Origin of the sequence: Streptomyces sp. NPDC059256 (genome assembly GCF_042753785.1) — a bacterium.
Classification (GTDB): Bacteria; Actinomycetota; Actinomycetes; order Streptomycetales; family Streptomycetaceae; genus Streptomyces.
The window spans coordinates 101,169-126,638 of the sequence record NZ_JBHYZO010000012.1 but is presented as its reverse complement, the minus strand read 5'-3'; the positions used below and the strand labels follow the sequence as shown (position 1 = coordinate 126,638).

Below are 25,470 nucleotides of genomic sequence, written 5' to 3'. Positions count from 1 at the left end.
CCGCCGTGGGTGCGCTGCTCAACGGATGCTCATGCTGTCGAGGTAGCCGCGGACGTTGCGGCGGGTCTCCGCCACGCTGTCGCCGCCGAACTTCTCCGCGACCGCGTCGGCGAGGACCAGCGCGACCATCGCCTCGGCGACGATGCCCGCGGCGGGCACGGCGGCCACGTCGGAGCGCTGGTGGTGGGCGGCTGCGGCTTCGCCCGTCGCGATGTCGACGGTGGCCAGTGCCCTGGGGACGGTCGCGATGGGCTTCATCGCGGCGCGCACCCGCAGCAGCTCACCGGTGGACATGCCGCCCTCGGTGCCGCCCGAGTGGCCCGAGGTGCGGCGCAGGCCCTCGTCGGTCTTGACGATCTCGTCGTGTGCCTGGGAGCCGGGCACCCGGGCCAGTTCGAAGCCGTCGCCGAGTTCCACGCCCTTGATCGCCTGGATACCCATCAGAGCACTGGCGAGGCGGGCGTCGAGGCGTCGGTCCCAGTGGACGTGCGAGCCGAGGCCGACGGGTACGTCGTAGGCCAGCACCTCGACGATGCCACCGAGGGTGTCGCCGTCCTTGTGGGCCTGGTCGACCTCGGCCACCATCGCCTTGCTGGCGTCCGCGTCCAGGCAGCGGACCGGGTCCGCGTCGAGGCGCTCCACATCGCCGGGCACCGGGTAGACGCCGAGCGGCGCCTTGGCCTTACCGAACTCCACCACGTGGGAGACGATCTCGATCCCGGCGACCTCCTTGAGGTAGGAGCGGGCCACCGCGCCGAGCGCGACCCGGGCGGCGGTCTCCCGGGCGCTGGCGCGCTCCAGGATCGGCCGGGCGTCTTCGAGTCCGTACTTCTGCATGCCCGCGAGGTCGGCGTGGCCGGGTCGGGGGCGGGTGAGGGGGGCGTTGCGGGCGAGGGAGGCCAACTCGTCCGGGTCCACCGGATCGGCCGCCATGACCTTCTCCCACTTGGGCCACTCGCTGTTGCCCACCAGGATCGCCACCGGGGACCCCATGGTCAGACCGTGGCGTACGCCGCCGATGAAGCTCACCGCGTCCTGCTCGAACTTCATCCGCGCGCCGCGGCCATAGCCGAGCCGCCGCCTGGCGAGGTGGTCGGCCACCAACTCGGTCGTGACCGGCACACCGGCGGGAAGACCCTCCAGCGTCGCCACCAGTGCGGGTCCGTGGGACTCGCCGGCCGTCAGCCAACGCAACCTGCTCAACGGTGCTCCTCTTGCTCGCGCCTGGAACTGCGAAGGGCGCGGCCGGGTGCGCGGCCCTGGCCCGCCACCTCCGATCCTCCCACGTTCGCGGAGGTGGCCCCGCGACGGTCCAGCAATCGGACGCATGAGCGAGCGATCGGCCGGTCCGGATGTCGTACCGGCCGATCGGCGCAGGCGCCGGTCACACCCGCCGTGGTGCTCGTCAGCGCGGCTCCGGACGGCCGTCCTGCTGGGGTGCGTACGCACCGAGGAAGTCCGCGCCGCTGGGTTCGGCCCGGGCGGGCTGCGGGGTCTGCTGAGGTGCGTAGGCCCCGAGGAAGTCCGCGCCGGAGGAACCGGGTTGCGGCTGCGGCGGTGCGTAGGCGCCGAGGTGGTCGGCGCCGCTGCCCTGGGAGCCCGGCGCGATGACGACGGGGTGTCCGCCGCGGGTGGCACGTCGTTGCTCGATCTTCTTCTTGGCCCACAGAACCCACCGGACGACGAAGAACAGCAGGACCAGACAGAGGAGGGGGATCTCCAGCCAGTCCGGCAGGAACGCCACGACCCCGTCGAAGATCTTGCCGGCGATTCCGGCCTGCGGCTGCCCCAGCTCATCCGTACGCATCAAACGTCCCCCACACCCCGAGATCTACTGAATGTGGAGGATCCTAACGATTTTCGAGCGCTTGTTCGCCTGCATTCCGCATGGCCTGCAAGGGACCCTTGCGGCCGGTCATCTGCTCCACCTGGAGGACGGCTTGGTGGACGAGGAGGTCCAGCCCGCCGACGACGGCCCCGCCGCGCGCCGACCAGGCCGCCGCGAGATCGGTGGGCCACGGCTCGTACAGCACGTCGAAGAGCGTGGCCGGCCGTTCGGGCACGGCAGCCGCGAGTGCGTCGGTGGTCCCGGCCGGGGTGGTGGCGATGACCAGCGGCGCCCGCAGGGCCTGTGCGGCCTGTTCCCAGCCGGCGGTGCGTATGTCGACGCCGAGGCGTGCGCCCCACTCCCGCATCTCGGCGGCCCTGCCCTCGCTCCGTACGTAGGCGGTGACCGGACCGGTGCAGATCCTCGCCAGTGCGGCGAGCGCCGATGACGCCGTCGCACCGGCCCCGAGGACCGCCGCCGACTCCACGGTGTCCACCCCCCGCTCGCGCAGGGCGGCGATCATGCCGGGGACATCCGTGTTGTCACCGACCTTGCGCCCGTCGTCGGTGAAGACGACCGTGTTGACGGCCTCCACCGAGGCCGCGGTCCCACTGATCTCATCGAGAAGCGGAAGGATCGCCCGCTTCAACGGCATGGTCAGCGACAGCCCGGCCCAGGAGCTCCCGAGCCCGGCCAGGAAGCCCGGCAGCGCGGCCTCGTCCACCTCGAACCTGTCGTACGACCAGTGGTCGAGGCCCAGTTCCGCATAGGCCGCCCGGTGCAGCACCGGGGAGAGGGAGTGGGCGATGGGCGATCCGAGGACCGCCGCCCGCCTGCCGGTGCCGCTCACTGGTCGGACTTCTTCTGCTGCTCCAGGTACTTCTGCCGGTTGCGCTCGTGCTCCTGGTTCGTCTCCGCGAAGAGGGTCTCCTCCTCGGTGATGGAGACGAAGTAGTACCACGGCCCGGGGGTCGGTTTGAGCGCCGATGCCAGGGCGTCCTGCCCAGGGTTGCCGATGGGGCCGGGCGGCAGACCCCTGACGTGGTAGGTGTTGTACGGGTGCTTCAGTTGGCGCAGTTTGTCGACGGAGCCGATGTCGAGCCTGCTCTGTCCCTTGATGTAGTTGACCGTCGAGTCGAACTCCAGCCGGCCGACCGTCTCGATGTTGCCTTCCTTCAGGCGGTTGTAGACCACCCGGGACACCTTGTCGAAGTCGTGCTTGTACTTGCCCTCGGCCTGCACCAGGCTCGCCACGGTGATCAGTTCGAGCGGCGACGCCAGACCCAGCCTGGACGCCTCGGCAGCGAGGTCGGTCCTGCCGTACTCCTTGTTCGCCTCGGCGACCATCTTCTTGAGCACGGCCTCCGGCTTCGTGCCCTTGGCAATCGGATAGGTCGCCGGGAAGAGGAAGCCTTCCAGCGGGTCCTGGAGGCCCTTGGCCTCGGTCACCCAGGAGGGCAGGTTCAGCGACTTCAGCTGCGCCTTGGCAGCCGCAGCCGTGGTGCCCTCCTTGAGCTCCAGACGCTTGTCGATCTCCGCATAGACCCAGACGTTCCGCTTGCCGGGGGGGACGATCAGGTTGTTGCGGCTCTTCGGATCGAGCATCGCCTCGACCGCGTTCGCGCCCGACATCTCCTTGGGCAGGGTGTAGACGCCCGCCTCGACGCTCTTGCCCTGCGCCGCGGAGACGAACGCACCGGAACTCTTGACGACCCCGGCCTTCTTCAGGATGTTGCCGATCTCCGCGAGGCCGGCTCCCGGCGGCACCTCGATCTGGGTGCTGCCGCTGCCCGCGCCGGCGAAGTCCGCCGGGGCACCGAACTTGCCCTGCCAGAACTGGTAGCCGAAGTAGCTGACACCGCCGAGGCCGCCGAACAGGACCAGGGAGACGACGAGGCAGGCACAGCCGTTGCGGCCCTTCTTCTTGCCCTTGCCGCGGCGCTCACCACCGTCGTCGCCCCCGCCACCACGTCTGCGGCGCGAGCCGGGCTCGTCGTCGTAGCCGTCGGTGTCGTCGCTCTCCTCACCGGTGAAGAACGGGTGCTTCTCCTCCTCGGGGGCCTCTGCGTCCCACTGCCCCGCGCCGGCGGTGGGCTCGGGGTCGTGGCGGTGGGAGGGAGGCTGCGGCGGAGGGTACGCATCGGCGGTGGCGTACGGATCGGCATGCTGCTGGCCGTCGTAGCCGGATGGCGTACCGCCGTAGCCGTCGGCCGGGCTGCCGCCGTAGGGCATCGCGGTCTGCTGGCTGGTGTCCCAACCGCCGCCGTACTGCTGTGCAGCGCCCTGGCCGTCGAACTGCTGCCCGTCATAGGGCTGTTGGCCTTCGTAGCCCTGCTCGCCGTACTGCTGCTGGTACTGGGCCTGCGCACCGTAGTCCTGGTGCTGTGGCTGCTGCGCGTACTGCTGCGGCGGCTGACCGCTGGAAAAATCCTGGCCGGTTCCAGCCTGGCCTTCCCATCCCTGATCACCGTACAAAGGGTCATCGGGATGCCACGGTTCGGAGCCGGGGCCCCGGCCATAATCAGTCATCGATCCCCTAGGGCCGCGAGGTGGCCGGTTCGCCGCGCCGCCTCTTTTCTGTGCGGCAGCTGTTCGAACACCGCCGCATCGCGCGGAACGTTACCGTATCGCGATCAGACAACCACTTCGACGCCCTCACCGGGTGGGGCCCCTGACGCCCGTTCGGACTCCAGAGCGTTCTGAAGGATCACCACAGCGGCAGCTTGATCAATGACAGAGCGGCCCTTTTTGGACTTCACGCCCGAAGCACGAAGACCTTGAGTCGCCGTTACTGTGGTCATCCTCTCGTCGACCAATCGCACCGGTACGGGCGCAATGCCCTGCGCCAGCACCTGGGCGAAGGCCCGGATCTTGACCGCCGCGGGGCCCTCCCCGCCGCTGAGCGAGCGGGGCAGGCCGACGATGACCTCGATCGGTTCGTACTCATCGACGATTTGTTTCAGCCGTCTGTGCGCGGCGGGGACATCGCGCCCCGGCACGGTTTCGACCGGAGTGGCGAGCACCCCGTCGGGGTCGCACGAAGCGACCCCGATCCGGGCGTCTCCCACATCCAGCGCAAGGCGTCGTCCTCTGCGCATCAGGAGGTCTCGATGACCAGACGCTCGACGGCAGCCACAGCATCGCCGATCGCGTCCGGGTTCTGTCCACCGCCCTGGGCGACGTCGGGCTTGCCGCCACCGCCGCCACCGAGTGTCTTCGCCGCCGTACGCACCAGATCGCCGGCCTTCAGACCGCGCTCGCGCGCCGCCTCATTGGTGGCGATCACCGTCAGCGGGCGTCCGGCCACCACGGTGAACAGGGCCACCACGGCGGGGCGATCGCCCTGGATCCGGCCGCGGACGTCGAGGACCAGCTTGCGCAGGTCATCGGCGGAGGTGCCGTCCGGCACCGATCCGGTCACCAGGGCCACCCCACGGATGTCCCGGGCGCTGTCGACCAGTCCGGCAGCCGCCTGGAGCACCTTCTCCGCACGGAACCGCTCGATCTCCTTCTCGGCGTCCTTCAGCTTGGACAACATGCCCGAGATCTTCTCCGGCAGTTCCTCCGGACGGCCCTTGACCAGCTCCTGGAGCTGGGCGACCACCGTGTGCTCCTTGGCGAGGAAGTGATACGCGTCCACACCCACGAGGGCCTCGATGCGCCGGACGCCGGAACCGATCGACGACTCGCCGAGCAGCTTCACCAGCCCCAGTTGGGCGGTGTTGTGGACGTGCGTACCGCCGCACAGCTCCTTGGAAAAGTCCCCGATGGTCACCACGCGCACCCGCTCGCCGTACTTCTCGCCGAACTCGGCGATGGCACCGGCCTTCTTGGCGTCTTCGAGGCTCATCACCTCGGCCTGGACGTCGAGCTCTCGGGAGAGGACCTCGTTGATCCGCTGCTCGACGTCGACGAGGACCGTACCGGGCACGGCCGACGGCGAACCGAAGTCGAAGCGGAAGCGACCCGGTGAGTTCTCCGAGCCGGCCTGGGCGGCCGTGGGGCCGAGCGCGTCGCGCAGCGCCTGGTGGGTGAGGTGGGTGGCGCTGTGGGCGCGGGCGATGGCGCGTCGGCGCTTGATGTCGATGGCCGCATAGGCGGAGGAGCCCACGGTGACCTCTCCGACCTGGACCGACCCCTTGTGGACGGAGACTCCGGGCACCGGCTGCTGGACGTCGCGGATCTGGATGACGGCGCCGGAGTCCAGCCTGATGCGGCCCTGGTCGGCGAGCTGGCCGCCGCCCTCGGCGTAGAAGGGGGTGCGGTCGAGGACGACCTCGATCTCGTCCCCCTCGGAGGCGACGGGCGAGGGCACGCCGTCGACGAGGAGGCCCACGATCGTCGACTCGCCCTCGGTGGTGAGGTAGCCCGTGAACTCGGTGGAGCCGGCGCTGTCGGCGACCGATCGGTAGGCGGAGAGGTCGGCGTGGCCGGTCTTCTTCGCACGGGCGTCGGCCTTGGCCTTGTCCCGCTGCTCCTTCATCAGCCGGCGGAAACCGTCCTCGTCGACGCTCAGCCCCTGTTCGGCGGCCATCTCCAGGGTGAGGTCGATCGGGAAGCCCCAGGTGTCGTGGAGCAGGAACGCCTTGTCCCCGGCGAGGACCTTGGCACCACCGGTCTTGGCCTCGGTGATGGCCGTGTCCAGGATGTTGGTGCCGGCCTTGAGGGTCTTCAGGAAGGCGGCCTCTTCGGCGAGGGCCACGGTCTCGATCCGCTTGCGGTCGGTGACCAGCTCCGCGTACTGCTCGCCCATGGTCTTGATGACCACGTCGACGAGTTCGGCGACGACCGGACCGGTGGCGCCGAGGAGGCGCATATTGCGGATGGCGCGGCGCATGATGCGGCGCAGCACATAGCCGCGGCCCTCGTTGCCCGGAGTCACACCGTCGCCGATGAGCATCACGGAGGTGCGGATGTGGTCAGCGACCACGCGCAGGGAGACGTCCGAGCCGTGGTCGACGCCGTAGCGCACACCGGTCAGCTCGGTGGCCTTGTCCATGACGACGCGCAGGGTGTCCGTCTCGTACATGTTGTGCACGCCTTGCAGGATCATCGCGAGGCGTTCGAGGCCGAGGCCGGTGTCGATGTTCTTCGACGGCAGCTCCCCGAGGATGGGGAAGTCCTCCTTGCCCTCGCCGGCACCGCGCTCGTACTGCATGAAGACCAGGTTCCAGATCTCCACGTAGCGCTCGTCGTTGACGGCCGGGCCGCCCTCCTCGCCGAACTCGGGGCCGCGGTCGTAGTTGATCTCGGAACAGGGACCGCAGGGACCCGGTACGCCCATCGACCAGAAGTTGGGCCCCATGCCCAGGCGCTGGATGCGCTCGGAGGGAACGCCCACGACGTCGCGCCAGATGCGCTCGGCCTCGTCGTCCTCCTTGTAGACCGTGATCCACAGGCGCTCGGGGTCAAGGCCGTAGCCACCGTCGGCGACGGAGCTGGTGAGCAGCTCCCAGGCCAGCTTGATGGCCCCTTCCTTGAAGTAGTCGCCGAAGGAGAAGTTGCCGCACATCTGGAAGAAGGTGCCGTGCCGGGTGGTCTTGCCGACCTCCTCGATGTCCGGCGTACGCACGCACTTCTGCACGCTGGTCACGCGCGGGGCGGGCGGCTTGGCCTCACCGAGGAAGTACGGCTTGAAGGGGACCATGCCTGCGGGGACCAACAGCAGAGTCGGGTCGTCCGCGATGAGCGACGCCGAAGGCACGGGGGCGTGGCCGCGCTCCTCGAAGAAGCTCAGCCAGCGGCGGCGGATTTCAGCCGACTCCATCAGTGGTCCTCATTCCGGTTGTACGAGTGGTCGGGGTGCTGGGTGTAAGGGGGACGGCCCAGGGCGGCACGGTGGGTCCGTGCGGGCAGTTCAACGGGGTCGGTCGGCGCGTGCATGCCGAGCACCTCGCCCAACTCCTCCTCGCGCTGGGCCATTCCGGCCCGTACGTCGAGCGCGAAGTCCTTGAGCTTGTGACCCGCGCCGATGGCCTTGTTCGCGGCCTGCGCCGCGAGGCTCTCGGGGGTCAGTTGCTGGATCTTGCGATGGACCTTGTTGGTGGCCCAGACGCCGGCTGCGGCGCCGGCGCTAAACCAGAAGGCTCGGCGGAACATCGTTCGTCAACCCTTTCTGCCCCACCGGCCGCGCCCCTCACGGGCGCCCGGGATGGTGCGACCGACGACGGTCCGCCTGGAGCGGTCCTGCGGGCGTCGCTCATCGGGCGTGCGACTCATCGCCCGTCGGACGCCGTAGCCGAAGGCCGCGACCTTGACCAGCGGGCCGCCGAAGGTGGAGGCGACGGTCGTGGAGAGCGCGGAGGCGTTGGACGTGACCTCTTGGACGTCCGTGGCGATCGCGTCGACCCGGTCGAGTTGGGTCTGCGCGGAGCGGACGGTGGCCGATGCGTCGGTGAGGAGCGGTACGGCCTGCTCGGTCACTTCCGCCACCAGTCGGGTGGTCGCCCTGAGCGTCTGTGCCAACCTCACCAGCACCACCGCGAGGAAGGAGACCAGGATCGCCCAGAAGACGGCCACCAGAATCCCGGCAACCTCTCCACCGGTCACGCTGCACCGCTCTCTGCCTATCGCCGGACACGTCTGAAAACCTCTGCCGAGCCTATCGCGCCTGCGGTCTTGCCCCCTACCGCATTCCCGACGGCCCGGGCGGTCGCGCACGATGCTTGTACGGAGTGGAATCACGCGGGTACGCTGCGTGTCCCATGCGCCGCTCCCACCGCAACTGCCCGTTTCCCGACGGTCATCCGCACGGCCGTTCACCCGCACCGGACGCCTCGTCCACCGACGCCGAGGGCTTCGTCGGCAGGGTCGACGAACTCGCCCAACTGGCCCGTTTGCTCGACAGCTCCCGGCTGGTCACCGTCGCCGGGGTGGGCGGGGTGGGCAAGTCACGGCTCGCCGCCCGGTGCGCCACCGCGGTGCAGAATCGGTACGCCGACGGTGTGCATCGAGTCGAACTCGCCGCGGTACGTGACCCCGGACTCATCGGGCACACCCTCGCGGAGGCCCTCGATCTGACCCATCGCGGCAGCCGACCGCCGCAGGAGGTGTTGCTCGACCACCTCGCGGACCGGCAGCTGCTGCTCGTCGTCGACGGCTTCGAGCATCTGGCCGTGGAGTGCGCGCGGTTGATGACCGAACTCATGGCGGCGGCCCCGGGACTGCGGATCCTCGCCACGGGTCGTCGCCCCCTCGGCCCGGTGGCCGAAGCGGTCCTCCCGCTTGCCCCGCTGGCCGAGGAGGACGCGGTGCAACTGTTCACCGAACGAGCCGCCCTCGTACTCCCCCGCTTTCGGCTGACCGATGGCAACCTGGCAGCCGTCCAGGAGATCTGCCGTCGGCTCGACGGCATCCCGCTGGCCATCGAACTGGCAGCCGGCCGACTGTCCGCGCTGAGCCTCGACCACGTGCTGAAACGATTGGACGACCGCTTTCGGCTGCTGACCGGGGGCGGTCGCGGTCTGCCACCGCGCCATCAGACGCTCCGCACGACGATCGGCTGGAGCCATGAGCTGTGCACTCCACCCGAGCGGCTGCTGTGGGCGCGGCTCACCGTGTTCGCGGGCGAGTTCGACCTGGAGGCGGTGGAGTACGTGTGCAGCGGGCCGGACTTGCCCTCGGACAGCGTGCGCGAGGTGTTGGCCGGACTGCTCGCCCAGTCGGTCATCACGCGTGTCCACACCCCCGCGGGTGTGCGCTACCGCATGCTCGACACCCTGCGGTACTACGGCGGAGAGTGGCTGAAGGCGCTCGGCGACGACGTACGGCTGCGCAAGAGACATCGCGACTGGTACATGGGGCTGGCGACCTGGTGCGAACTGGACTGGTTCAGTCCGCGCCAACTGGAGGTGGCGGCGAGCACCGAGAGCGCCCTTCCCGATCTGCGCGCCGCCCTCGAACTCTGTCTGGAGAGCGACGAGGACACCCATCTGGGTCAGCATCTGGCGGGCACCCTCTGGTTCTTCTGGGTCGGCTGCGGGCGCCTGGCCGAAGGCAGGCACTGGCTGGACCGGGTGCTCGCCCGACCGAACGGCCGCATCGCGTCCCGGCTCAAGGCCCAGTGGGTGCTGGGGCAGGTGGCGCTGCTCCAGGGTGACACCGCAGCGGCGGCCGAAGTGCTGCACGACTGCCGTGAGCGGGGCATTCGGGACGACCATCCGGTGGCGGTCGCGTACGCGGTGCACCGGTTGGGCGCCCTGGCCCTGCTCTCGGACTCACCGGCCCGTGCCGAGGACCTGCTACGAGGAGCGTTGGCTTCCTACCGCGAATTGGGCGAGCTCAACGGGAACGTACTGCTGGCCCAGACCTCGCTTGCGATGTCCTTGGTCTTCCAGGAGCGGTGGGAGGAGGCTCGGGAGCTGTCCGACGAGGTGCTGTCGATCTGCCAAGCCAACGGGGAGCTGTGGGCACGGTCGTACGCCCTGTACGCCCAGGGCTACACCGCCTGGCTGGACGGTGCTTCGGTGGTGGCGCGCGAACAGCTCGGCGAGGCGGTCGCCATCGCCCATCGGTTCAGCGACCCGGTGGGCGCCGCCCTCTGTCTGGAACTGCTGGCCCTGATGACCGCGAGGGGTGACGGTCAGACGGAGGCCGCCGTCCTGCTGGGAGCTGCGGCGGCGGTGTGGGACACCCTCGGCGTTCCCCATTCCAGTACCGGACGCTTCGGCGCACCCCGTGAGCTGTGCCGGCGCCTGGTGCTGGAGTCACTGGGCCCCGACCGCTTTCGGGCATTGCTGGACGAGGGGGGCGAGCTGCCGCTCGATGTGGCGATACAGCGTGCGCTGACTCCTTTGGCCCGCTGTCTGTCGGTCCCGACCGGGCCCATGAGCGAGCCGCAGCCGGTCGCGGAACGCCCGGAAAAGCGAGAGCCCGCCGGCTCCCCGACCGCACAGGCGGGGGAGACGGCGGGCTGAGACGCGGGATACCCCGCCCGGATCAGCGGGCGTAGTACTCGACGACGAGCTGCTCGTCGCAGATCACGGGGACTTCCTTGCGCTGCGGGTCGCGGTCCAGGCGGAAGGCCAGGGCCTTCAGGTTCACCTGGAGGTAGCGCGGGGTCTCACCGTCGGCGGCGAAGCCACCCTCGCGGGAGACCTGGAAGAGGGTCTTCTCGCGGGAGCGCTCGCGGACCATCACGACATCGTCGGGACGGACGCGGAAGGACGGCTTGTCGACCTTGCCACCGTTGACCTCGATGTGGCCGTGGACGACCATCTGACGGGCCTGGTAGATGGTGCGGGCGATGCCCGAACGCAGGACCAGGGCGTCGAGACGGCGCTCAAGCTCGATGACGAGCGCCTCGCCCGTCTTGCCCTCGGCCTTGCGGGCGCGGTCGTAGGCGCGGACCATCTGGCGCTCGCTGATGTCGTACTGGGCACGCAGCCGCTGCTTCTCCAGCAGACGGACCTTGTAGTCCGAGTTCTGCTTGCGGCCACGGCCGTGCTCACCCGGGGGGTACGGGCGGGCCTCGAAGTACTTGACGGCCTTCGGCGTCAGCGCAATGCCGAGCGCACGAGACTTCTTGACCTTGGGACGCGACTGGTTAGGCACGTTCTCCAGACCTCCGATATAGGTTAGGTTAGGCTCACCTTACTCAAGGAGATCGCATGTCTCGCCCGGGGAACACCAAACGCATCACGGACAGCACAAAGAACGTCGACGCTGCTCAAAGGAGCGTCGAAGCGACGGAGGTCCGATCAGCTCATGGTCAGCCGCGTCCCAGCGGGCTTGAAATCACTCGGATGCCGTCAGCAGCCGAGCGCACACGAACTCTCGTACAGAGTACATGCTCAGCGGTACTGCTCATCGCCGGCGTGGACGCACCCCGCCCGGAGCTGATGAGCCCGCACGCCCGGGTCGTGGGGCCGGACGGCGAGGTCTTCCTGCTCTTTCCCGCGGACTCCCTCGCCGTGCGCGCCGCCACCCATGCGCAGGACGACGAGCTCAGTGCCGTACTGGAGATCACCGATGTCGCCCCCGTATCGGTGCCCCACCGCATCCGCGGTCGTGCCTGGGTGTCCGGGTGGCTCACCTCGGTACCGGGGCTCGCGGAGCCCGGCTTTATGATGCTCCGTCTCGAAGTCGGCGAACTCAGCGTGGACGACCTGTGGGGCGCCGGGAGCGTCGAGCCCGAGGACTTCACCCAGGCTCGCGTCGACCCGCTCGTCGCGCACGAGACCGAACTGCTCCAGCACCTCCACTCCGCCCACGGGGAGCAGATGCAGGAACTGTCCGCGCTGCTCGGCGAGCGCTCGGACGGCATGGGCACGGAGAACGGACGCATCCGCCGTGCGGTGCCGCTCGCGCTCGACCGGTTCGGACTGCGGGTGCGCTTCGTCGCTGAGCAGTGCTTCGACGCCCGCTTCGACTTTCCCGAGCCGGTCAACGACATCACCGAACTGCGCCGGGCGATGCACACCCTGTTCGAGGCGGCGACTCATTGACCGCAGGCCCGGCAGACGCCCGCGGCCCCAGCACTCCTCTCGACTAGTCGCCACGCAGTCGCTCGCGCACCCTCTCCACCACGTCCGCGTAACGGGCCTCGGCGCCGTAGCGCGTCGGCTCGTAGTAGCGCTTGCCCTGCACGGCATCCGGCGCGTACTGCTGGGCCGCGATGGCGCCGGGAACGTCGTGCGGATAGACGTATCCCTGGGCGTGTCCCAGTTTGGCCGCACCCTTGTAGTGGCCGTCGCGGAGGTGCGAGGGCACCGGCCCGGCCAGCCCCGCACGGACATCGGCGAGCGCGGCGCCGATCGCCGTCGTGGCGGTGTTGGACTTCGGCGCGAGCGCGAGGGCGATCGTCGCGTGGCTGAGGGTCAGGGCCGCTTCGGGAAAGCCGATCATCGCCACCGCCTGGGCAGCGGCGACGGCCGTGGGCAGGGCCGTCGGATCCGCCAGCCCGATGTCCTCACTCGCCGAGATCATGAGCCTGCGGGCGATGAAGCGAGGGTCTTCGCCCGCATCGATCATGCGGGCGAGGTAGTGCAGTGCGGCATCCACGTCGGACCCGCGGATGGACTTGATCAGAGCACTCGCCACGTCGTAGTGCTGGTCGCCGTCCCGGTCGTACGCCACCGCCGCGCGGTCGACCGTCTCCTCCACCGTCTGGAGCGAGATCTCCGACTCGCCCTTGTCGAGCGAGGCACCCGCGGCTGCCTCCAACGCCGTCAGCACGCGCCGGGCGTCCCCACCCGCGATGCGCAGCAGATGGGCCTCGGCATCCGTGGGGAGGGACAGGGTCCCGCGCAGGCCCCGCTCATCGGCCAGGGCCCGTGCCAGCAGTCCCTTGAGGTCCTCGTCGGTGAGTGATTCCAGGGTCAACAGCAGCGAACGGGACAGCAGCGGGGAGATCACCGAGAAATAGGGGTTCTCCGTGGTGGCGGCGATCAGGGTCACCCAGCGGTTCTCGACCGCGGGCAGCAGGGAGTCCTGCTGGGCCTTGGAGAATCGGTGGATCTCGTCGAGGAAGAGGACCGTCTCCCGACCGAAGCCGCCCGCGGCCCGGCGCGCGCCCTCGATGACCGCCCGTACTTCCTTGACGCCGGCAGTGATGGCCGACAGCTCGACGAAGCGCTTCTCGGTGGCCTTGGAGACGACGTACGCCAGAGTCGTCTTGCCCGTGCCCGGCGGACCCCAGAGGATCACCGACGAAGGACCGGCCGGTCCGGGGCCGCCACCGGGACCGGCGCCCACCAATCGGCGCAACGGCGAACCCGGCTTCAACAGATGCCGCTGGCCGACGACCTCGTCGAGGGTGCGCGGACGCATCCGAACGGCCAGGGGGCTGCTGGAGGGATCCTTCTCCTGGCGTTCTTCGGCTGCGGCGGTAAACAAGTCGGGCTCCACACTTCGCAGCCTATGCCAGGGCAGTGACAACGCCCCTGGCCGGGAGCGGGGCAGGGGCGCTGGCGCGGGCGGGGCTCAGCTGGTCCAGAAATCCCACCAGCGGGTCAGGATGAGCATCCCGATGATCCCGATCCACAACACCGGCGGCATCCAGTGGAACTCAAGCAGCGCGCTGCGCAAGCCCTCGGGCACCTTGACGATCCGATGGCGGACGTTGTGCACGGTGACGTAGCAGAACATCACGATGGTGGCGACCCAGGCCAGTGAGCACCACAGGCACAGGGAGTTGATGTTGTACAGGGACTGGTACATCAGCCAGGTGCAGAACCCGACGCCGAAGAGGCAGCCGGCGTTCAGCCCGAGCCAGTACCAGCGCCGGTAGCGGGCCCCTCCCAGAAGGGCGACGCCGATGGCGATCACCATCGAGTACGTCACCAGGCCGAGCATCGGGTTCGGGAAGCCGAACACGGACGCCTGGTCGCTCTTCATGATGTTCCCGCAGGAGACCACGGGATTGAGGCTGCACCCCGGTGTGAAGGAGGGGTCTTCCAACAGCTTGAACTTGTCGATCGTGATGACCCAGGAGGCCAGCAGTCCCGCTGCGCCCGTGATCACCAACAGCCAGGCGAGGGAGCGACTACCGCCGATCGTGCCTCTGGCGCCGTCCTCCCGCTCGCCCGAGGACACATCGTCTACCGCCGCTGTCGTCATATCGCCGTTTCCCTTGCTCAGTCGCCTGACGGGCACGGACATTGTGCCGCACCCCCCTGTGAAACCCCCGTTCGATGGGGGCAAGGGCATCCGGACATTCCGGTGGACCGGGAGATGGAGGGCCGTGCGGCGCGGGTGCCTCCCGTCCCGGCGTCGAGCCCCGAGAAGTGGTGATCACACCCCATGGGCACGGAGGTGGCCGCGTTCCTCATCGGGGGTACGCCTCATGGCGATGCGGCCCAGCTGGGCAATATGGCCGAAAATCTACTACTCGGCGGCCGAAAGAGAGGTCGCCCCGGGGATGACTTCGACGACCCGACGGTTGACGGTCGTACGAGCCGACATACCGGAGCCGGCCCTCCTTCACCGAAGGGCCGGCTCCGATCTCCGCTCGCTCAGGCCAGACGCGTGCGCAGGACGTCCGTGATCTCCGCCAGCGGCACCGGTGTCTGCTCGCCGGTCTCCATGTCCTTCAGTTGAACGTGCCCCTCGGCCAGATCACGTTCACCGGCCACGAGCGTGTAGCGGGCGCCGCTGCGGTTGGCCACCTTCATGGCTCCCTTGAGACCCCGCCCGCCGTACGCGAAGTCAGCGGCCACGCCCGCCCGCCGCAGCTGCGTGACCACGGCGAACAGCGCCTTTCGGGCCTCCTCGCCGAGCGGGACCGCAAAGACGCTGGTCGCCGACGGAATGGCCAGCTCGATTCCCTCCGCCTCCAGGGCGAGCACCGTGCGGTCGACCCCGAGCGCCCAGCCGACCGAGGGCAGTTCCGGACCGCCGAGCATCTCCGACAAGCCGTCGTAGCGACCGCCGCCGCCCACCGCGGACTGGGAGCCGAGACCGTCGTGGACGAACTCGAAGGTGGTCCGTGTGTAGTAGTCGAGCCCGCGCACCAGCTTCTCGTCGTCCTTGAAGGCGACGCCCTCCTCGGTGAGCAGCTCACGCACCTGACCGTGGTACGCACGGCAGGCGTCGCAGAGGTAGTCGGCGAGCCGCGGTGCGTCCGTCAGCTGCTTCTGGACCTCGGAGCGCTTGTCGTCGAGGACCCGCAGGGGGTTGATCTCGATCCTCCGCCGGGTCTCCTCGTCGAGGTCCAGTTCGCGCAGGAACTCCTGGAGCGCCTCGCGGTAGACGGGACGGCACTCCTTGTCGCCCAGCGAGTTCAGCAGGAGGCGGTAGTTGCGCAGACCGAGCGAGCGGTACGCCTGGTCCGCCAGGATGATCAGCTCGGCATCGAGCGCGGGGTCCTCCACCCCGATCGCCTCGGCGCCCACCTGCGAGAAGTGGCGGTAGCGACCCTTCTGCGGTCGCTCGTAGCGGTAGTACGAGCCCGAGTACCAGAGCTTGACGGGCAGGATGCCCTGCTTGTGGAGGTTCGCCTCCAGCGCGGCCCGCAGGACGGACGCGGTGCCCTCGGGGCGCAGGGCGAGCCGGTCGCCGCCCTTGGTCTCGAAGGCGTACATCTCCTTGCTCACGATGTCGGTGGACTCACCGACTCCGCGGGCGAACAGTTCGACGTTCTCGAAGCCGGGGGTCTCGACGTAGCCGTAGCCGGAACTGCGCAGTGGGGCGGCGATGGCCTCGCGCACCGCCAGGTACGTCGCCGAGACGGGCGGCAGCAGGTCATAGGTGCCCTTGGGGGCCTGAAAAGTGCTCACGAAGATCTCTCGTCACATTCCTCGTCGGGGAGCGTCCGTGCTCCCGAGGCCGGCGGCCACTTCCCTGAGGTAGGGATTGGTGACGCGCTCATGGCCGATGGTCGTCTGGGGACCGTGTCCCGACAGCACCACGGTGGAGTCGTCCAGCGGCAGGCACACGCGGGCCAGCGACTGGAGCATCTCACCGTGGTCGCCTCCGGGGAGGTCGGTGCGTCCGATGGAGCCGGCGAAGAGCAGATCGCCCGAGAAGAACACCGGGGGCACATCCCCGGCCTCGGGCATCTCGAAGGTCACCGACCCCTTGGTATGACCGGGCGCATGCGACACGGTCAGCTCCATGCCGGCGAGCGCCAGCCGGGCACCGTCGGTGAGCTCGTGGACGTCGGACGGCTCCCCGACGGTCAGCTCCCCCATGAGCTGGGTGCCCAACGAGCGACCGAGGGCCTTCTCCGGGTCGCTCATCATGTACCGGTCGGCGGGGTGGATCCAGGCGGGCACATCATGGGCACCGCACACCGGGACGACCGAGGCCACATGATCGATGTGGCCGTGGGTGAGGATGACGGCGACCGGCTTGAGGCGGTGCTTCCTGACCGCTTCGGCGACGCCCTCGGCGGCCTGGTGGCCCGGGTCGATGATGACGCACTCCTCACCCGCGGCCGGGGCGACCAGATAGCAGTTGGTCCCCCAGGCTCCGGCGGGGAACCCGGCAATAAGCACGATCGTCCTCAAGGTGGTTGCGGAGGTGCGGCGCGGCACGACGGTGACGGAGATGTCATGGCAAAGAGGGAACGCTCCGCATCCGAAATGGTGGATCGCGGCAGTTCAGAGCCTACCGGCGGTGCTGCGTCCACAGCCAACCCGTATACGGTACGGGCACACTCAACCGGTCGGCGGCACCTGCGGTGCACAGGAATGAGGGAGAAGACCCGGTGGTCAGCAGCGATCAGCGGCGGCGCCAGCTCGCCAGGGAGAAGTTCGAGCGCCAGCAGCAGCGCAAGGCGCAGGTACGCAGAAGACGGCAGCGCAACACGGTCATCGCAGCCGCAGCCGCCGTGGTGATCGCGGCGGGCGGAGCGGTCTACCTCTCGATCGGACTGTCCGACGGGGACACCAAGTCAGACGCCCAGACCCCTGGCGACAAGGCGAGCGGATCGACCGATCCGACGCCTTCCGAGGTCAAGAGTCCCGAGCCGGCCCTGTCCGTGGACAAGAAGGCCACGTACTCGATGCAGCTCACCACGGACCGGGGCACCGTCAAGATCGCGATGGACGCATCGAAGACCCCTCGTACCGTGAACTCCTTCAAGGCGCTCGCGGACAAGGGCTACTTCAACGCGACCAAGTGTCACCGGCTGACCACCGAGGGCATCTTCGTGCTCCAGTGCGGCGACCCCAAGGGCGATGGCACCGGTGGACCCGGTTACAACATTCCCGACGAGAATCTGGCGGCGCTCGGCAAGCCGGAGGCGGACGGCAAGGTTCCGTACCCGGCGGGCACCGTGGCCATGGCCAACACCAACCAGCCCAACACAGGTGGGAGCCAGTTCTTCCTCGTCTACAAGGACAGTCGACTGCCCCCCAGCTACACCCAGTTCGGCACGATGGACGCCGCCGGACTCAAGGTGGTGCAGGACGTGGCGAAGGCCGGTGTCAGCGGTGGCGGTAGCGACGGGGCGCCGACCACGTCCGTCACCGTCCAGCGGGCGGACGTCACCAAGGAGTGATCCGCCGCGTCGGGCGGCCCCGAGCGGGTCCGGGAATTCGGACGCGCTGAGTGCGGACAGCCGGGCGGCCGGTCGCCTAGATTGGCGTTGTGCAGGGTGGGCGCTGCCCGCCCCGAGGAAACTGTGGACGATGCCCGGGGGCTGCCCCCTGGTGGGCATCAGGTGGAGGAGGCGCTGTGAGCAGCGACCCGTGGGGCCGTGTCGACGAGACGGGCACCGTGTACGTGCGTACAGCCGACGGCGAGAAGGTCGTCGGATCGTGGCAGGCGGGCACTCCCGAGGAGGCCCTGGCCTATTTCGAGCGCAAGTACGAGGGCCTGGCGGTCGAGATCGGTCTCCTCGAACGGCGGGTGAAGACCACCGACCTGTCGGCGAAGGACGCTCAGACCGCCATCGACCATCTGCGCCAGCAGGTGGACGAGCACCACGCCGTGGGCGACCTCGACGCCCTGGCCAAGCGGCTCAACGCGATCACCGAAGCGGTCGACAAGCGCCGTGAAGAGCGCAAGGTCCAGCGGGCGAAGCAGCACGACGAAGCACGTGTGGCCAAGGAGGCCCTGGTCGCCGAGGCCGAGGAGCTGGCCCAGAGCGACCAGTGGCGATCGGCCGGTGAGCGGCTGCGGGCACTGGTGGACACCTGGAAGGGCCTGCCCCGGCTCGACCGGAAGTCGGACGACGAGCTGTGGCACCGCTTCTCGCATGCGCGCTCGGCGTTCTCCAAGCGCCGCAAGGCCCACTTCGCCTCGCTGGACGCCCAGCGCGAGGACGCCCGCAAGGCCAAGGAGAAGTTGGTCGCCGAGGCGGAGTCGCTCTCCAACTCCACGGACTGGGGCAACACGGCCGCTCGCTACCGGGACCTGATGGCGGAGTGGAAGGCTGCCGGACGGGCCCAGCGCGATGCGGAGGACGAACTGTGGAACCGTTTCCGCGGGGCGCAGGACGTCTTCTTCGCCGCCCGTAGCGGGGTGTTCGCCGAGCGGGACGCCGAGCAGTCGGAGAACCTGAAGCTGAAGGAAGAGCTCGCCACCGAGGCGGAGAAGCTGGTTCCGGTGACGGACCTCAAGGCTGCTCGCGCTGCGTTCCGCTCCATCAACGAGCGCTGGGAGGCGATCGGGCACGTGCCGCGCGATGCCCGACCGCGGGTCGAGGGGCGGATGCACGCGGTCGAGCGGGCGATGCAGGAGTCCGAGGAGAACGAGTGGCGCCGCACCAACCCCGAGGCTCGGGCGCGCGCCGCGGGGCTGACGGGCCAGCTCCAGGCGGCGGTGGACAAGCTGCGCGGACAGATCGACACCGCCCGTGCGGCCGGCAACAACGCCAAGGCCGACAAGCTCGCCAAGGAGCTTGAGGGCCGGCAGGCACTGCTCGACCAGGCGCTGAAGGGCCTGGAGGAGTTCGGGGGCCGATAGTCCGCTCCGCACGACCACCACGAAGAGGGGCTCTCGTACCACCAGGTACGAGAGCCCCTCTTCGTATGACGACTGCCGGGCTGACCGGCGGGGTTACGGTCGGCGCGCCGAGGTGACCCGGTAGACGTCGTAGACGCCTTCCACTCCCCGTACCGCCTTCAGCACATGGCCGAGGTGCTTGGGGTCTCCCATTTCGAAGGTGAAGCGCGAGGTGGCCACCCGGTCGCGGGAGGTCTGGACGGCCGCCGACAGGATGTTCACGTGCTGGTCGGACAGGACCCGCGTGACATCGGAGAGCAGTCGGGACCGATCCAGGGCCTCCACCTGAATGGCGACCAGGAAGACCGACGACTGGGTGGGCGCCCACTCGACGTCCAGGATCCGTTCGGGCTGCTGGGACAGCGAGTCGACGTTGACGCAGTCGGCCCGGTGCACCGAGACGCCGCTGCCGCGGGTGACGAAGCCGATGATCGGATCGCCGGGGACCGGTGTACAGCATCGGGCGAGTTTGACCCAGACGTCCTCGACGCCCTTGACGACCACACCGGGGTCATTGCTGGAGCGGCGCTTCTTGCGGCTGCGCGAGGGCGGTACCGACTCGGCGATGTCCTCGTTGGCGGCTTCCTCGCCGCCGAGCGCCTGGACGAGTTTCTGGACGACGCCCTGGGCTGCGACATGACCCTCGCCGATCGCGGCGTACAGGGACGAGATGTCCGGGTAGCGCATCTCGTGCGCCAGGGTGACCAGGGAGTCGCCGGTGAGGATGCGTTGGATGGGCAGGTTCTGCTTGCGCATGGCCCGCACGATGGCGTCCTTGCCCTGCTCGATCGCTTCCTCGCGGCGCTCCTTGGAGAACCAGGCTCGGATCTTGTTGCGGGCGCGGGGCGACTTGACGAACCCCAGCCAGTCGCGGGACGGGCCCGCGCCTTCGGCCTTGGAGGTGAAGACCTCGACCAGATCGCCGTTGTCGAGGGTGGACTCCAATGGCACGAGCCGCCCGTTGACCCGAGCCCCTATGGTCCGGTCGCCCACCTCCGTGTGCACGGCGTACGCGAAGTCAACCGGTGTGGCGCCCGCCGGGAGCGCTATCACGTCGCCCTTCGGTGTGAAGACGAAGACCTCGTTGCGCGAGAGGTCGAAGCGCAGGGACTCAAGGAACTCCGACGGGTCCTCGGTCTCCTTCTGCCAGTCGAGCAACTGGCGCAGCCACGCCATGTCGTTGACGTGGTCGTCCTTGCCCGACCGCTTGGGCACGTCGGTACGGACCTTGGACGCCCCGGCGACGGCCTCCTGCTTGTACTTCCAGTGGGCCGCGATGCCGTACTCGGCCCGACGGTGCATGTCGAAGGTGCGGATCTGGAGTTCGACCGGCTTGCCGTTGGGACCGATCACCGTCGTGTGCAGCGACTGGTACATGTTGAACTTCGGCATCGCGATGTAGTCCTTGAACCGGCCGGGGACCGGATTCCATCGCGCGTGGACCGTACCGAGCGCCGCGTAGCAGTCGCGCACGGACTCCACCAGCACACGGATGCCCACCAGGTCGTAGATCTCCGCGAAGTCCCGACCGCGGACGATCATCTTCTGGTAGACGCTGTAGTAGTGCTTGGGGCGTCCGGTGACGGTGGCCTTGATCCGGGCGGCCCGCAGGTCGGACTGCACCTCGTCGGTCACTATGGCGAGGTACTCGTCGCGCTTGGGCGCCCGCTCGGCGACCAGTCGCACGATCTCGTCGTACATCTTCGGGTAGAGGATCGCGAAGGCGAGGTCCTCCAGCTCCCACTTGATGGTGTTCATGCCCAGGCGATGGGCGAGGGGAGCGTAGATCTCCAGCGTCTCGCGGGCCTTCTTCTCCTGCTTCTCCCGCTTGAGGTAGCGCATGGTGCGCATGTTGTGCAGCCGGTCAGCGAGCTTGATGACCAGGACCCGGGGGTCCTTGGCCATGGCCACGACCATCTTGCGCACGGTCTCGGCCTGGGCGGCCTCGCCGAACTTGACCTTGTCCAGCTTGGTCACACCATCGACGAGCAGGGCGACCTGGTCACCGAAGTCGCGACGCAGCGTGTCGAGCCCGTACTCGGTGTCCTCGACGGTGTCGTGCAGCAACCCGGCCATCAACGTCGCGGGGTCCATGCCCAACTCGGCGAGGATGGTGGTGACGGCGAGTGGATGGGTGATGTACGGATCGCCACTCTTGCGCTTCTGTCCCCGGTGCCACCGCTCGGCGACCTGGTAGGACTTCTCGATCTGCCGGAGCGTGGCCGTCTCGATCTTGGGGTCATTGCTGCGCACGATTCGCAGCAGCGGCTCCAGGACGGGGTTGTACGGGGAGGAACGCTGCACGCCGAGGCGCGCGAGACGGGCCCGTACGCGGTTGGAGGAGCCCGCGGCGGAGCGCTGGGTGCTCCCGGGCGCCGGCCGGGAGCCCGGCGAGGGTGCGGGACGGGACTTCGCCGCCGGGGAGGGCGTGGTGGGCTTCAGCGCCGAGGACGCCGTGGAGCCGGTCGCACCGCTGGGGCGCTCGGGAGCTGCCGACCCTGGCTTTTCAGCCGCATTCTTCTCGGGCACGACAGGGGCTCCCGCGGCCTTGTCGGCCTTCTGGGCGGGCTGCGCGGCGGTGGCGGGACGGGCCTCGTCTGGCAAGAGCGCTCCTCGTGCGGTTCCGGGTCCCCCAGTCAGGTCCGGAGAGGCCATGGTATCGACCTCGGCGTACTACTGCCCCAGAGGCTGAAACAGGCCCCTGGGGTCCCGGAATTCCCGGGGCTCCCAGGAGCCTGTCTACAACTGGTCGGACCCTCCGGTCACAGAGTGAGCAGTGACTCCAGCGGAGCACCGCGCAGCGCGGGCTCCAGTCGACTCCGGCCGGAGAGAAAACCGAGCTCCATGAGAACGGCTATGCCCGCGACCTCGGCGCCACCGCGACGGATCAGTTGCATCGCCGCCTCGGCGGTACCGCCCGTCGCCAGGACGTCGTCGATGACCATCACACGGTCACCGTCGTTGAGGTCCTCGGCGTGGATCTCGATCTCCGCGGTGCCGTACTCCAGGTCGTACGTCTGCGCCAAGGTGGCTCCGGGCAGCTTGCCCGCCTTGCGGACCGGGATGAAGCCCAGCCCGGCGCGGACCGCGACCGGCGCTCCCAGGATGAAGCCGCGCGCTTCGAGCCCGACGACCTTGGTCGCCCCGTGCCGCACGCAGATCTCGGTGAGCGCATCGGTGAGGACCGAGAACGCCTTCGGGTCCGCGAGCAGCGGGGTGATGTCCTTGAAGACCACTCCCGGCTGGGGGTAGTCGTGGACGTCGCGGATGCGGCTGAGCAGCAGCTCCTGGGAAGCGGTGGTCATCGCCGCCTGCCCGATGAGCGGCCCCGACCCCGCCCGCGCTGCCCCACTACGGGACTGCTGGGGCTGCTGGGGCCACCCGCGACCACCGGAGCGGCGTCGAGCGGGCCGTCGTGATGGTGCGGATCGTGGGGGTCGTCCCCGTGGGAGGGGTCGTCGTCCTCGTCGACGGACTCCCCCTTGGAGAGGGCCGCAGCGCGCTTGGCCAGGACCCGCTTGCGCAGGGCCTTCATCTGCGGTTCGCGTTCCTTGAGGTCGGCGACCAGCGGAGTGGCGATGAAGATCGAGGAGTACGCACCGGCCGCGAGGCCGACGAACAGCGACAGCGAGATGTCGTTGAGCATGCCCGCGCCGAGGAACCCGCCACCGATGAACAGCAGACCGGCGACCGGCAGCAGCGCGACGATCGTGGTGTTGATGGAACGCACCAGCGTGCCGTTCAGACTGCGGTTGGCGATCTCGCTGTAGGTGTTGCGCGACTGTTTGGTGACACCGACCGCACCCTCCTTGAGACCGTCGAAGACGACGACGGTGTCGTAGAGGGAGTAGCCAAGGATGGTCAAGAGACCGATCACCGTACCCGGCGTGACCTCGAAGCCGACCAGGGCATAGACGCCGACCGTGATCGTGAGGTCATGGATCAGCGCGATGAGGGCCGCGATCGCCATGCGCCATTCGAAGGCGATCGCCAGATAGATCACCACCAAGATCATGAAGACCCCGAGACCGGTCCACGCCTTGTTGGCGATCTGCTCGCCCCAGCTGGGTCCGACGAGTTCGGCGTCGATCTTGTCCACGGGGATGTTGAGGTCCGTGGAGAGCTGCTTCTGGACCTTGGTGGCCTGAGCGGTGTCCAACTCGCTGACCTGGATGCGCAGGCTGCCGTTGCCCAGCTCCTGGACGATGGCGTGGTGGCCGGACGACTCCTGCGCGGACTCCTGCGCCACCGAGACCGAGGCGTTCGACTTCGCGGGCGTGCTGAAGACGGCGCCGCCCTTGAACTCGATGCCCATGTTCAGACCCCGCACCGCCAGGCCGACGATGGCCGTGATGGTGATCAGGATCGAGACTGCGTACCAGAACTTCCGCTTGGCGACGAAGTCATAGCCGATCTCGCCGCGATAGAGCCTGACGCCAATGGAGCCGAGACGTGACATCTCACGCCTCCTTCGGTTCGGTGGGGGCGGAGGTGCGGCGCGAGCGGCGCAGCGGGGGCTTGGCGCCGAGACGCTTCGGGTCGAGGCCGGACCAGGGGTGGCCGCCGCCGAAGAACTTGGTGCGCGCCATGAGCGTCATCAGGGGCTTGGTGAAGAAGAACACCACGACCACGTCCAGCAGGGTGGTCAGACCCAGCGTGAAGGCGAAGCCCTGGACCTTGCCGACGGTGACCACGAAGAGGACCGCGGCGGCGAGGAACGAGACGAAGTCGGAGACCAGGATGGTGCGTCGGGCACGCGGCCAGGCACGCTCGACGGCCGGGCGGAGCGTGCGGCCTTCGCGGATCTCGTCCCGGACGCGTTCGAAGTAGACGATGAACGAGTCCGCGGTGATACCGATGGCGACGATCGCGCCACACACGGCCGGCAGGTTCAGTGCGAACCCGATGGCCGGGCCGAGCAGCGCCATCAGCGAGTAGGTCAGACCCGCCGAGACGAAGAGGCTCACGATGGCGATCGCGGACAGGCCGCGGTAGTAAGCCACCAGGTAGACGATGACCAGCGCGAGGCCGATGGCACCCGCGATCAGACCGGCCTTCAACTGCTCGCCACCGAGGGCAGCGCTCACCGTGGTGACGCTCTGTTCCTCGAAGCTCAGCGGCAGGGCACCGTAGGACAGGATGTTTCCGAGGTCCTGGGCTTCCTGCTGCTTGAAGCTGCCTGAGATCTCGGCGCTGGCGCTCAGCACCGTGTTGACCTGCGGGGCGGAGACGACCTCACCGTCGAGCACGATCGCGAACTGGTTCTGCGGGGACTGCTGCGCCGACAGCTTGGCGGTGATCTTCTGGAACTTCTTGGCGCCGCCCTTGGTGAAGTCCATCGTGACGATCCAGATGCCACGCTGCTGGTCCATCTGGCCCTTGGCGTCGTCGACGTCCTTGCCGTCGAGCTCCGCCGGGCCGAGCAGGTACTTCTCCCAGGTCTTGCCGCCGTCGTTGGAACCACAGGCGACCATGGGGTTCTCGGGCTTCGCATCCTTGCCTGCATTGGCGCGGGACTTCTCGTCCATGCAGTTCAGCGCCGCGAACTCCTTGTCCAGCCCGCTCGTCTCCGGGGTCTGGCCGGGAGTCGTGGCGGGGGCAGGGGGCTGCGAGGGGTCGGCAGCCTTGCCGGACGCGGTGGGCGACGGAGACGTCGTGGCGGGGGCCTTCAGGCCCTCGGTGACGGCCCGACCCTGCGCGGTGGCGCTGGGTGCCGCGGAGGCGGCGGGGGAAGCCGGGTCCTTCTTCCCGTCCGTGGCCTTGTCCTTGCTGGACGCGGAGCTGGATGCGGAGGGCGTCGGGGCGGGCTGCTGCGGTGTGACGCCGCCTGCGGCGGCAGTCAGCACCGGGCGGAAGTAGAGCTGCGCGGTGGTACCGACCTGCTTGCGGGCCTGCTCGGAGTCCGTCCCCTTGGGGATGTTGACGATGATGTTCTCGCGGCCCTGGGTCTGGACCTCGGCCTCCGAGACACCGAGACCGTTGACGCGGCGCTCGATGATGCCGACCGCCGTGTTCATGTTGGTCTCGTTGACCGCACTCTCCTTGCCGGGCTCCGCCTCGGCCTTGAGCGTGATCGTCGTACCGCCCGCGAGGTCGATGCCCAGTCGGGGCGTGGTGTGCCCGGACACGAACATCCCGCCGGTCAGCGCGACCATGGCGATCAGGATCAGTACCAGGGTGCGCACTGGCTTACCCTGGGCCCCCGCGGGCCTTCGGCCCCTGTTCGGTGCTGCCACCTTCTCGTTTCTCCC

Annotated in this window: 21 protein-coding genes; 4 read left to right on the top strand and 17 right to left on the bottom strand. The window is 68.9% G+C overall.

Annotated elements, in window-relative coordinates:
* Window positions 1-18 precede the first annotated feature (18 nt).
* The 8 genes from aroC to ACFXJL_RS24075 all read right to left on the bottom strand — a co-directional run bounded on the left by aroC (window position 19) and on the right by ACFXJL_RS24075 (window position 8,377).
* A complete protein-coding gene (gene aroC / locus ACFXJL_RS24110; RefSeq protein ID WP_358879201.1) occupies window positions 19-1,203 on the bottom strand; it encodes a chorismate synthase in 1,185 nt (394 codons plus the stop codon).
* Window positions 1,204-1,405: 202 nt separating this feature from the next.
* The gene (locus tag ACFXJL_RS24105) at window positions 1,406-1,807 is read right to left on the bottom strand and encodes a hypothetical protein (RefSeq protein WP_384695517.1); all 402 of its coding nucleotides are present in this window, start codon (window positions 1,805-1,807) and stop codon (window positions 1,406-1,408) included.
* 43 nt (window positions 1,808-1,850) lie between these two features.
* Entirely contained in the window at window positions 1,851-2,678 is an 828-nt protein-coding gene (locus ACFXJL_RS24100) for a shikimate dehydrogenase (protein ID WP_384695514.1), read from the bottom strand.
* The gene (mltG, locus tag ACFXJL_RS24095; protein WP_384695511.1) at window positions 2,675-4,357 is read right to left on the bottom strand and encodes an endolytic transglycosylase MltG; all 1,683 of its coding nucleotides are present in this window, start codon (window positions 4,355-4,357) and stop codon (window positions 2,675-2,677) included. The genes ACFXJL_RS24100 and mltG overlap by 4 nt, the downstream gene beginning before the upstream one ends.
* Window positions 4,358-4,461: 104 nt before the next feature.
* A complete protein-coding gene (ruvX, locus tag ACFXJL_RS24090; protein WP_358879205.1) occupies window positions 4,462-4,926 on the bottom strand; it encodes a Holliday junction resolvase RuvX in 465 nt (154 codons plus the stop codon).
* On the bottom strand, window positions 4,926-7,595 hold the full coding sequence (gene alaS / locus ACFXJL_RS24085; RefSeq protein ID WP_384640141.1) for an alanine--tRNA ligase: 2,670 nt from the start codon (window positions 7,593-7,595) through the stop codon (window positions 4,926-4,928). The genes ruvX and alaS overlap by 1 nt, the downstream gene beginning before the upstream one ends.
* Entirely contained in the window at window positions 7,595-7,927 is a 333-nt protein-coding gene (locus tag ACFXJL_RS24080; protein WP_358879207.1) for a DUF6167 family protein, read from the bottom strand. The genes alaS and ACFXJL_RS24080 overlap by 1 nt, the downstream gene beginning before the upstream one ends.
* A 6-nt stretch (window positions 7,928-7,933) precedes the next feature.
* Complete coding sequence (locus ACFXJL_RS24075) at window positions 7,934-8,377, bottom strand: DUF948 domain-containing protein (RefSeq protein WP_329015910.1); 444 nt, start codon at window positions 8,375-8,377, stop codon at window positions 7,934-7,936.
* A gap of 155 nt (window positions 8,378-8,532) precedes the next feature.
* Here ACFXJL_RS24075 and ACFXJL_RS24070 point away from each other — a divergent pair, with 155 nt between their 5' ends.
* Window positions 8,533-10,743: an ATP-binding protein gene (locus ACFXJL_RS24070; protein ID WP_384695506.1), complete on the top strand. Its 2,211-nt coding sequence runs from the start codon at window positions 8,533-8,535 to the stop codon at window positions 10,741-10,743.
* Window positions 10,744-10,765: 22 nt separating this feature from the next.
* On the opposite strand, the gene rpsD is transcribed toward ACFXJL_RS24070, so the two are convergent.
* Window positions 10,766-11,380 carry a 30S ribosomal protein S4 gene (gene rpsD, locus ACFXJL_RS24065; RefSeq protein ID WP_250923145.1) on the bottom strand — a complete coding sequence of 205 codons (615 nt, stop codon included), beginning with the start codon at window positions 11,378-11,380 and terminating at the stop codon, window positions 10,766-10,768.
* A gap of 191 nt (window positions 11,381-11,571) precedes the next feature.
* On the opposite strand from rpsD, the gene ACFXJL_RS24060 reads away from it, so the two are divergent.
* Window positions 11,572-12,273 carry a DUF2470 domain-containing protein gene (locus tag ACFXJL_RS24060; protein ID WP_358879209.1) on the top strand — a complete coding sequence of 234 codons (702 nt, stop codon included), beginning with the start codon at window positions 11,572-11,574 and terminating at the stop codon, window positions 12,271-12,273.
* A gap of 43 nt (window positions 12,274-12,316) precedes the next feature.
* Here ACFXJL_RS24060 and ACFXJL_RS24055 read toward each other — a convergent pair whose 3' ends face one another.
* The 4 genes from ACFXJL_RS24055 to ACFXJL_RS24040 all read right to left on the bottom strand — a co-directional run bounded on the left by ACFXJL_RS24055 (window position 12,317) and on the right by ACFXJL_RS24040 (window position 16,764).
* Window positions 12,317-13,675 (bottom strand): replication-associated recombination protein A, encoded by a 1,359-nt coding sequence (locus ACFXJL_RS24055; protein ID WP_383537566.1) that lies wholly within the window; start codon window positions 13,673-13,675, stop codon window positions 12,317-12,319.
* A gap of 75 nt (window positions 13,676-13,750) precedes the next feature.
* Entirely contained in the window at window positions 13,751-14,386 is a 636-nt protein-coding gene (locus ACFXJL_RS24050) for a vitamin K epoxide reductase family protein (protein WP_358879242.1), read from the bottom strand.
* 395 nt (window positions 14,387-14,781) lie between these two features.
* Window positions 14,782-16,044: a histidine--tRNA ligase gene (gene hisS, locus ACFXJL_RS24045; protein ID WP_384695501.1), complete on the bottom strand. Its 1,263-nt coding sequence runs from the start codon at window positions 16,042-16,044 to the stop codon at window positions 14,782-14,784.
* Window positions 16,045-16,056: 12 nt separating this feature from the next.
* The gene (locus ACFXJL_RS24040) at window positions 16,057-16,764 is read right to left on the bottom strand and encodes an MBL fold metallo-hydrolase (protein ID WP_358879212.1); all 708 of its coding nucleotides are present in this window, start codon (window positions 16,762-16,764) and stop codon (window positions 16,057-16,059) included.
* A gap of 212 nt (window positions 16,765-16,976) precedes the next feature.
* On the opposite strand from ACFXJL_RS24040, the gene ACFXJL_RS24035 reads away from it, so the two are divergent.
* Window positions 16,977-17,771, top strand: a complete 795-nt coding sequence (locus ACFXJL_RS24035; protein ID WP_358879213.1) for a peptidylprolyl isomerase — start codon at window positions 16,977-16,979, stop codon at window positions 17,769-17,771.
* Window positions 17,772-17,947: 176 nt separating this feature from the next.
* A complete protein-coding gene (locus ACFXJL_RS24030) occupies window positions 17,948-19,180 on the top strand; it encodes a DUF349 domain-containing protein (protein WP_358879214.1) in 1,233 nt (410 codons plus the stop codon).
* Window positions 19,181-19,273: 93 nt separating this feature from the next.
* Here ACFXJL_RS24030 and ACFXJL_RS24025 read toward each other — a convergent pair whose 3' ends face one another.
* The 4 genes from ACFXJL_RS24025 to secD form a co-directional block, all read right to left on the bottom strand.
* Complete coding sequence (locus ACFXJL_RS24025) at window positions 19,274-21,823, bottom strand: RelA/SpoT family protein (RefSeq protein WP_384695498.1); 2,550 nt, start codon at window positions 21,821-21,823, stop codon at window positions 19,274-19,276.
* A gap of 158 nt (window positions 21,824-21,981) precedes the next feature.
* Window positions 21,982-22,524 (bottom strand): adenine phosphoribosyltransferase, encoded by a 543-nt coding sequence (locus tag ACFXJL_RS24020; protein WP_329015935.1) that lies wholly within the window; start codon window positions 22,522-22,524, stop codon window positions 21,982-21,984.
* Entirely contained in the window at window positions 22,521-23,678 is a 1,158-nt protein-coding gene (gene secF / locus ACFXJL_RS24015; RefSeq protein WP_358879216.1) for a protein translocase subunit SecF, read from the bottom strand. Before secF ends, ACFXJL_RS24020 begins: the two co-directional genes overlap by 4 nt.
* Window position 23,679: 1 nt before the next feature.
* Complete coding sequence (gene secD / locus ACFXJL_RS24010; protein ID WP_384695493.1) at window positions 23,680-25,455, bottom strand: protein translocase subunit SecD; 1,776 nt, start codon at window positions 25,453-25,455, stop codon at window positions 23,680-23,682.
* Window positions 25,456-25,470 lie beyond the last annotated feature (15 nt).

What these genes read in the sequence shown, in the direction of transcription:
- ACFXJL_RS24020 (WP_329015935.1), bottom strand. Translation starts at nt 22,524, where the DNA reads ATGACCACCGCTTCCCAGGAGCTGCTGCTCAGCCGCATCCGCGACGTC.
- alaS (WP_384640141.1), bottom strand. Translation starts at nt 7,595, where the DNA reads ATGGAGTCGGCTGAAATCCGCCGCCGCTGGCTGAGCTTCTTCGAGGAG.
- secF (WP_358879216.1), bottom strand. Translation starts at nt 23,678, where the DNA reads ATGTCACGTCTCGGCTCCATTGGCGTCAGGCTCTATCGCGGCGAGATC.
- mltG (WP_384695511.1), bottom strand. Translation starts at nt 4,357, where the DNA reads ATGACTGATTATGGCCGGGGCCCCGGCTCCGAACCGTGGCATCCCGAT.
- ACFXJL_RS24050 (WP_358879242.1), bottom strand. Translation starts at nt 14,386, where the DNA reads ATGACGACAGCGGCGGTAGACGATGTGTCCTCGGGCGAGCGGGAGGAC.
- ACFXJL_RS24105 (WP_384695517.1), bottom strand. Translation starts at nt 1,807, where the DNA reads ATGCGTACGGATGAGCTGGGGCAGCCGCAGGCCGGAATCGCCGGCAAG.
- ACFXJL_RS24080 (WP_358879207.1), bottom strand. Translation starts at nt 7,927, where the DNA reads ATGTTCCGCCGAGCCTTCTGGTTTAGCGCCGGCGCCGCAGCCGGCGTC.
- ACFXJL_RS24060 (WP_358879209.1), top strand. Translation starts at nt 11,572, where the DNA reads ATGCCGTCAGCAGCCGAGCGCACACGAACTCTCGTACAGAGTACATGC.
- ACFXJL_RS24070 (WP_384695506.1), top strand. Translation starts at nt 8,533, where the DNA reads ATGCGCCGCTCCCACCGCAACTGCCCGTTTCCCGACGGTCATCCGCAC.
- ruvX (WP_358879205.1), bottom strand. Translation starts at nt 4,926, where the DNA reads ATGCGCAGAGGACGACGCCTTGCGCTGGATGTGGGAGACGCCCGGATC.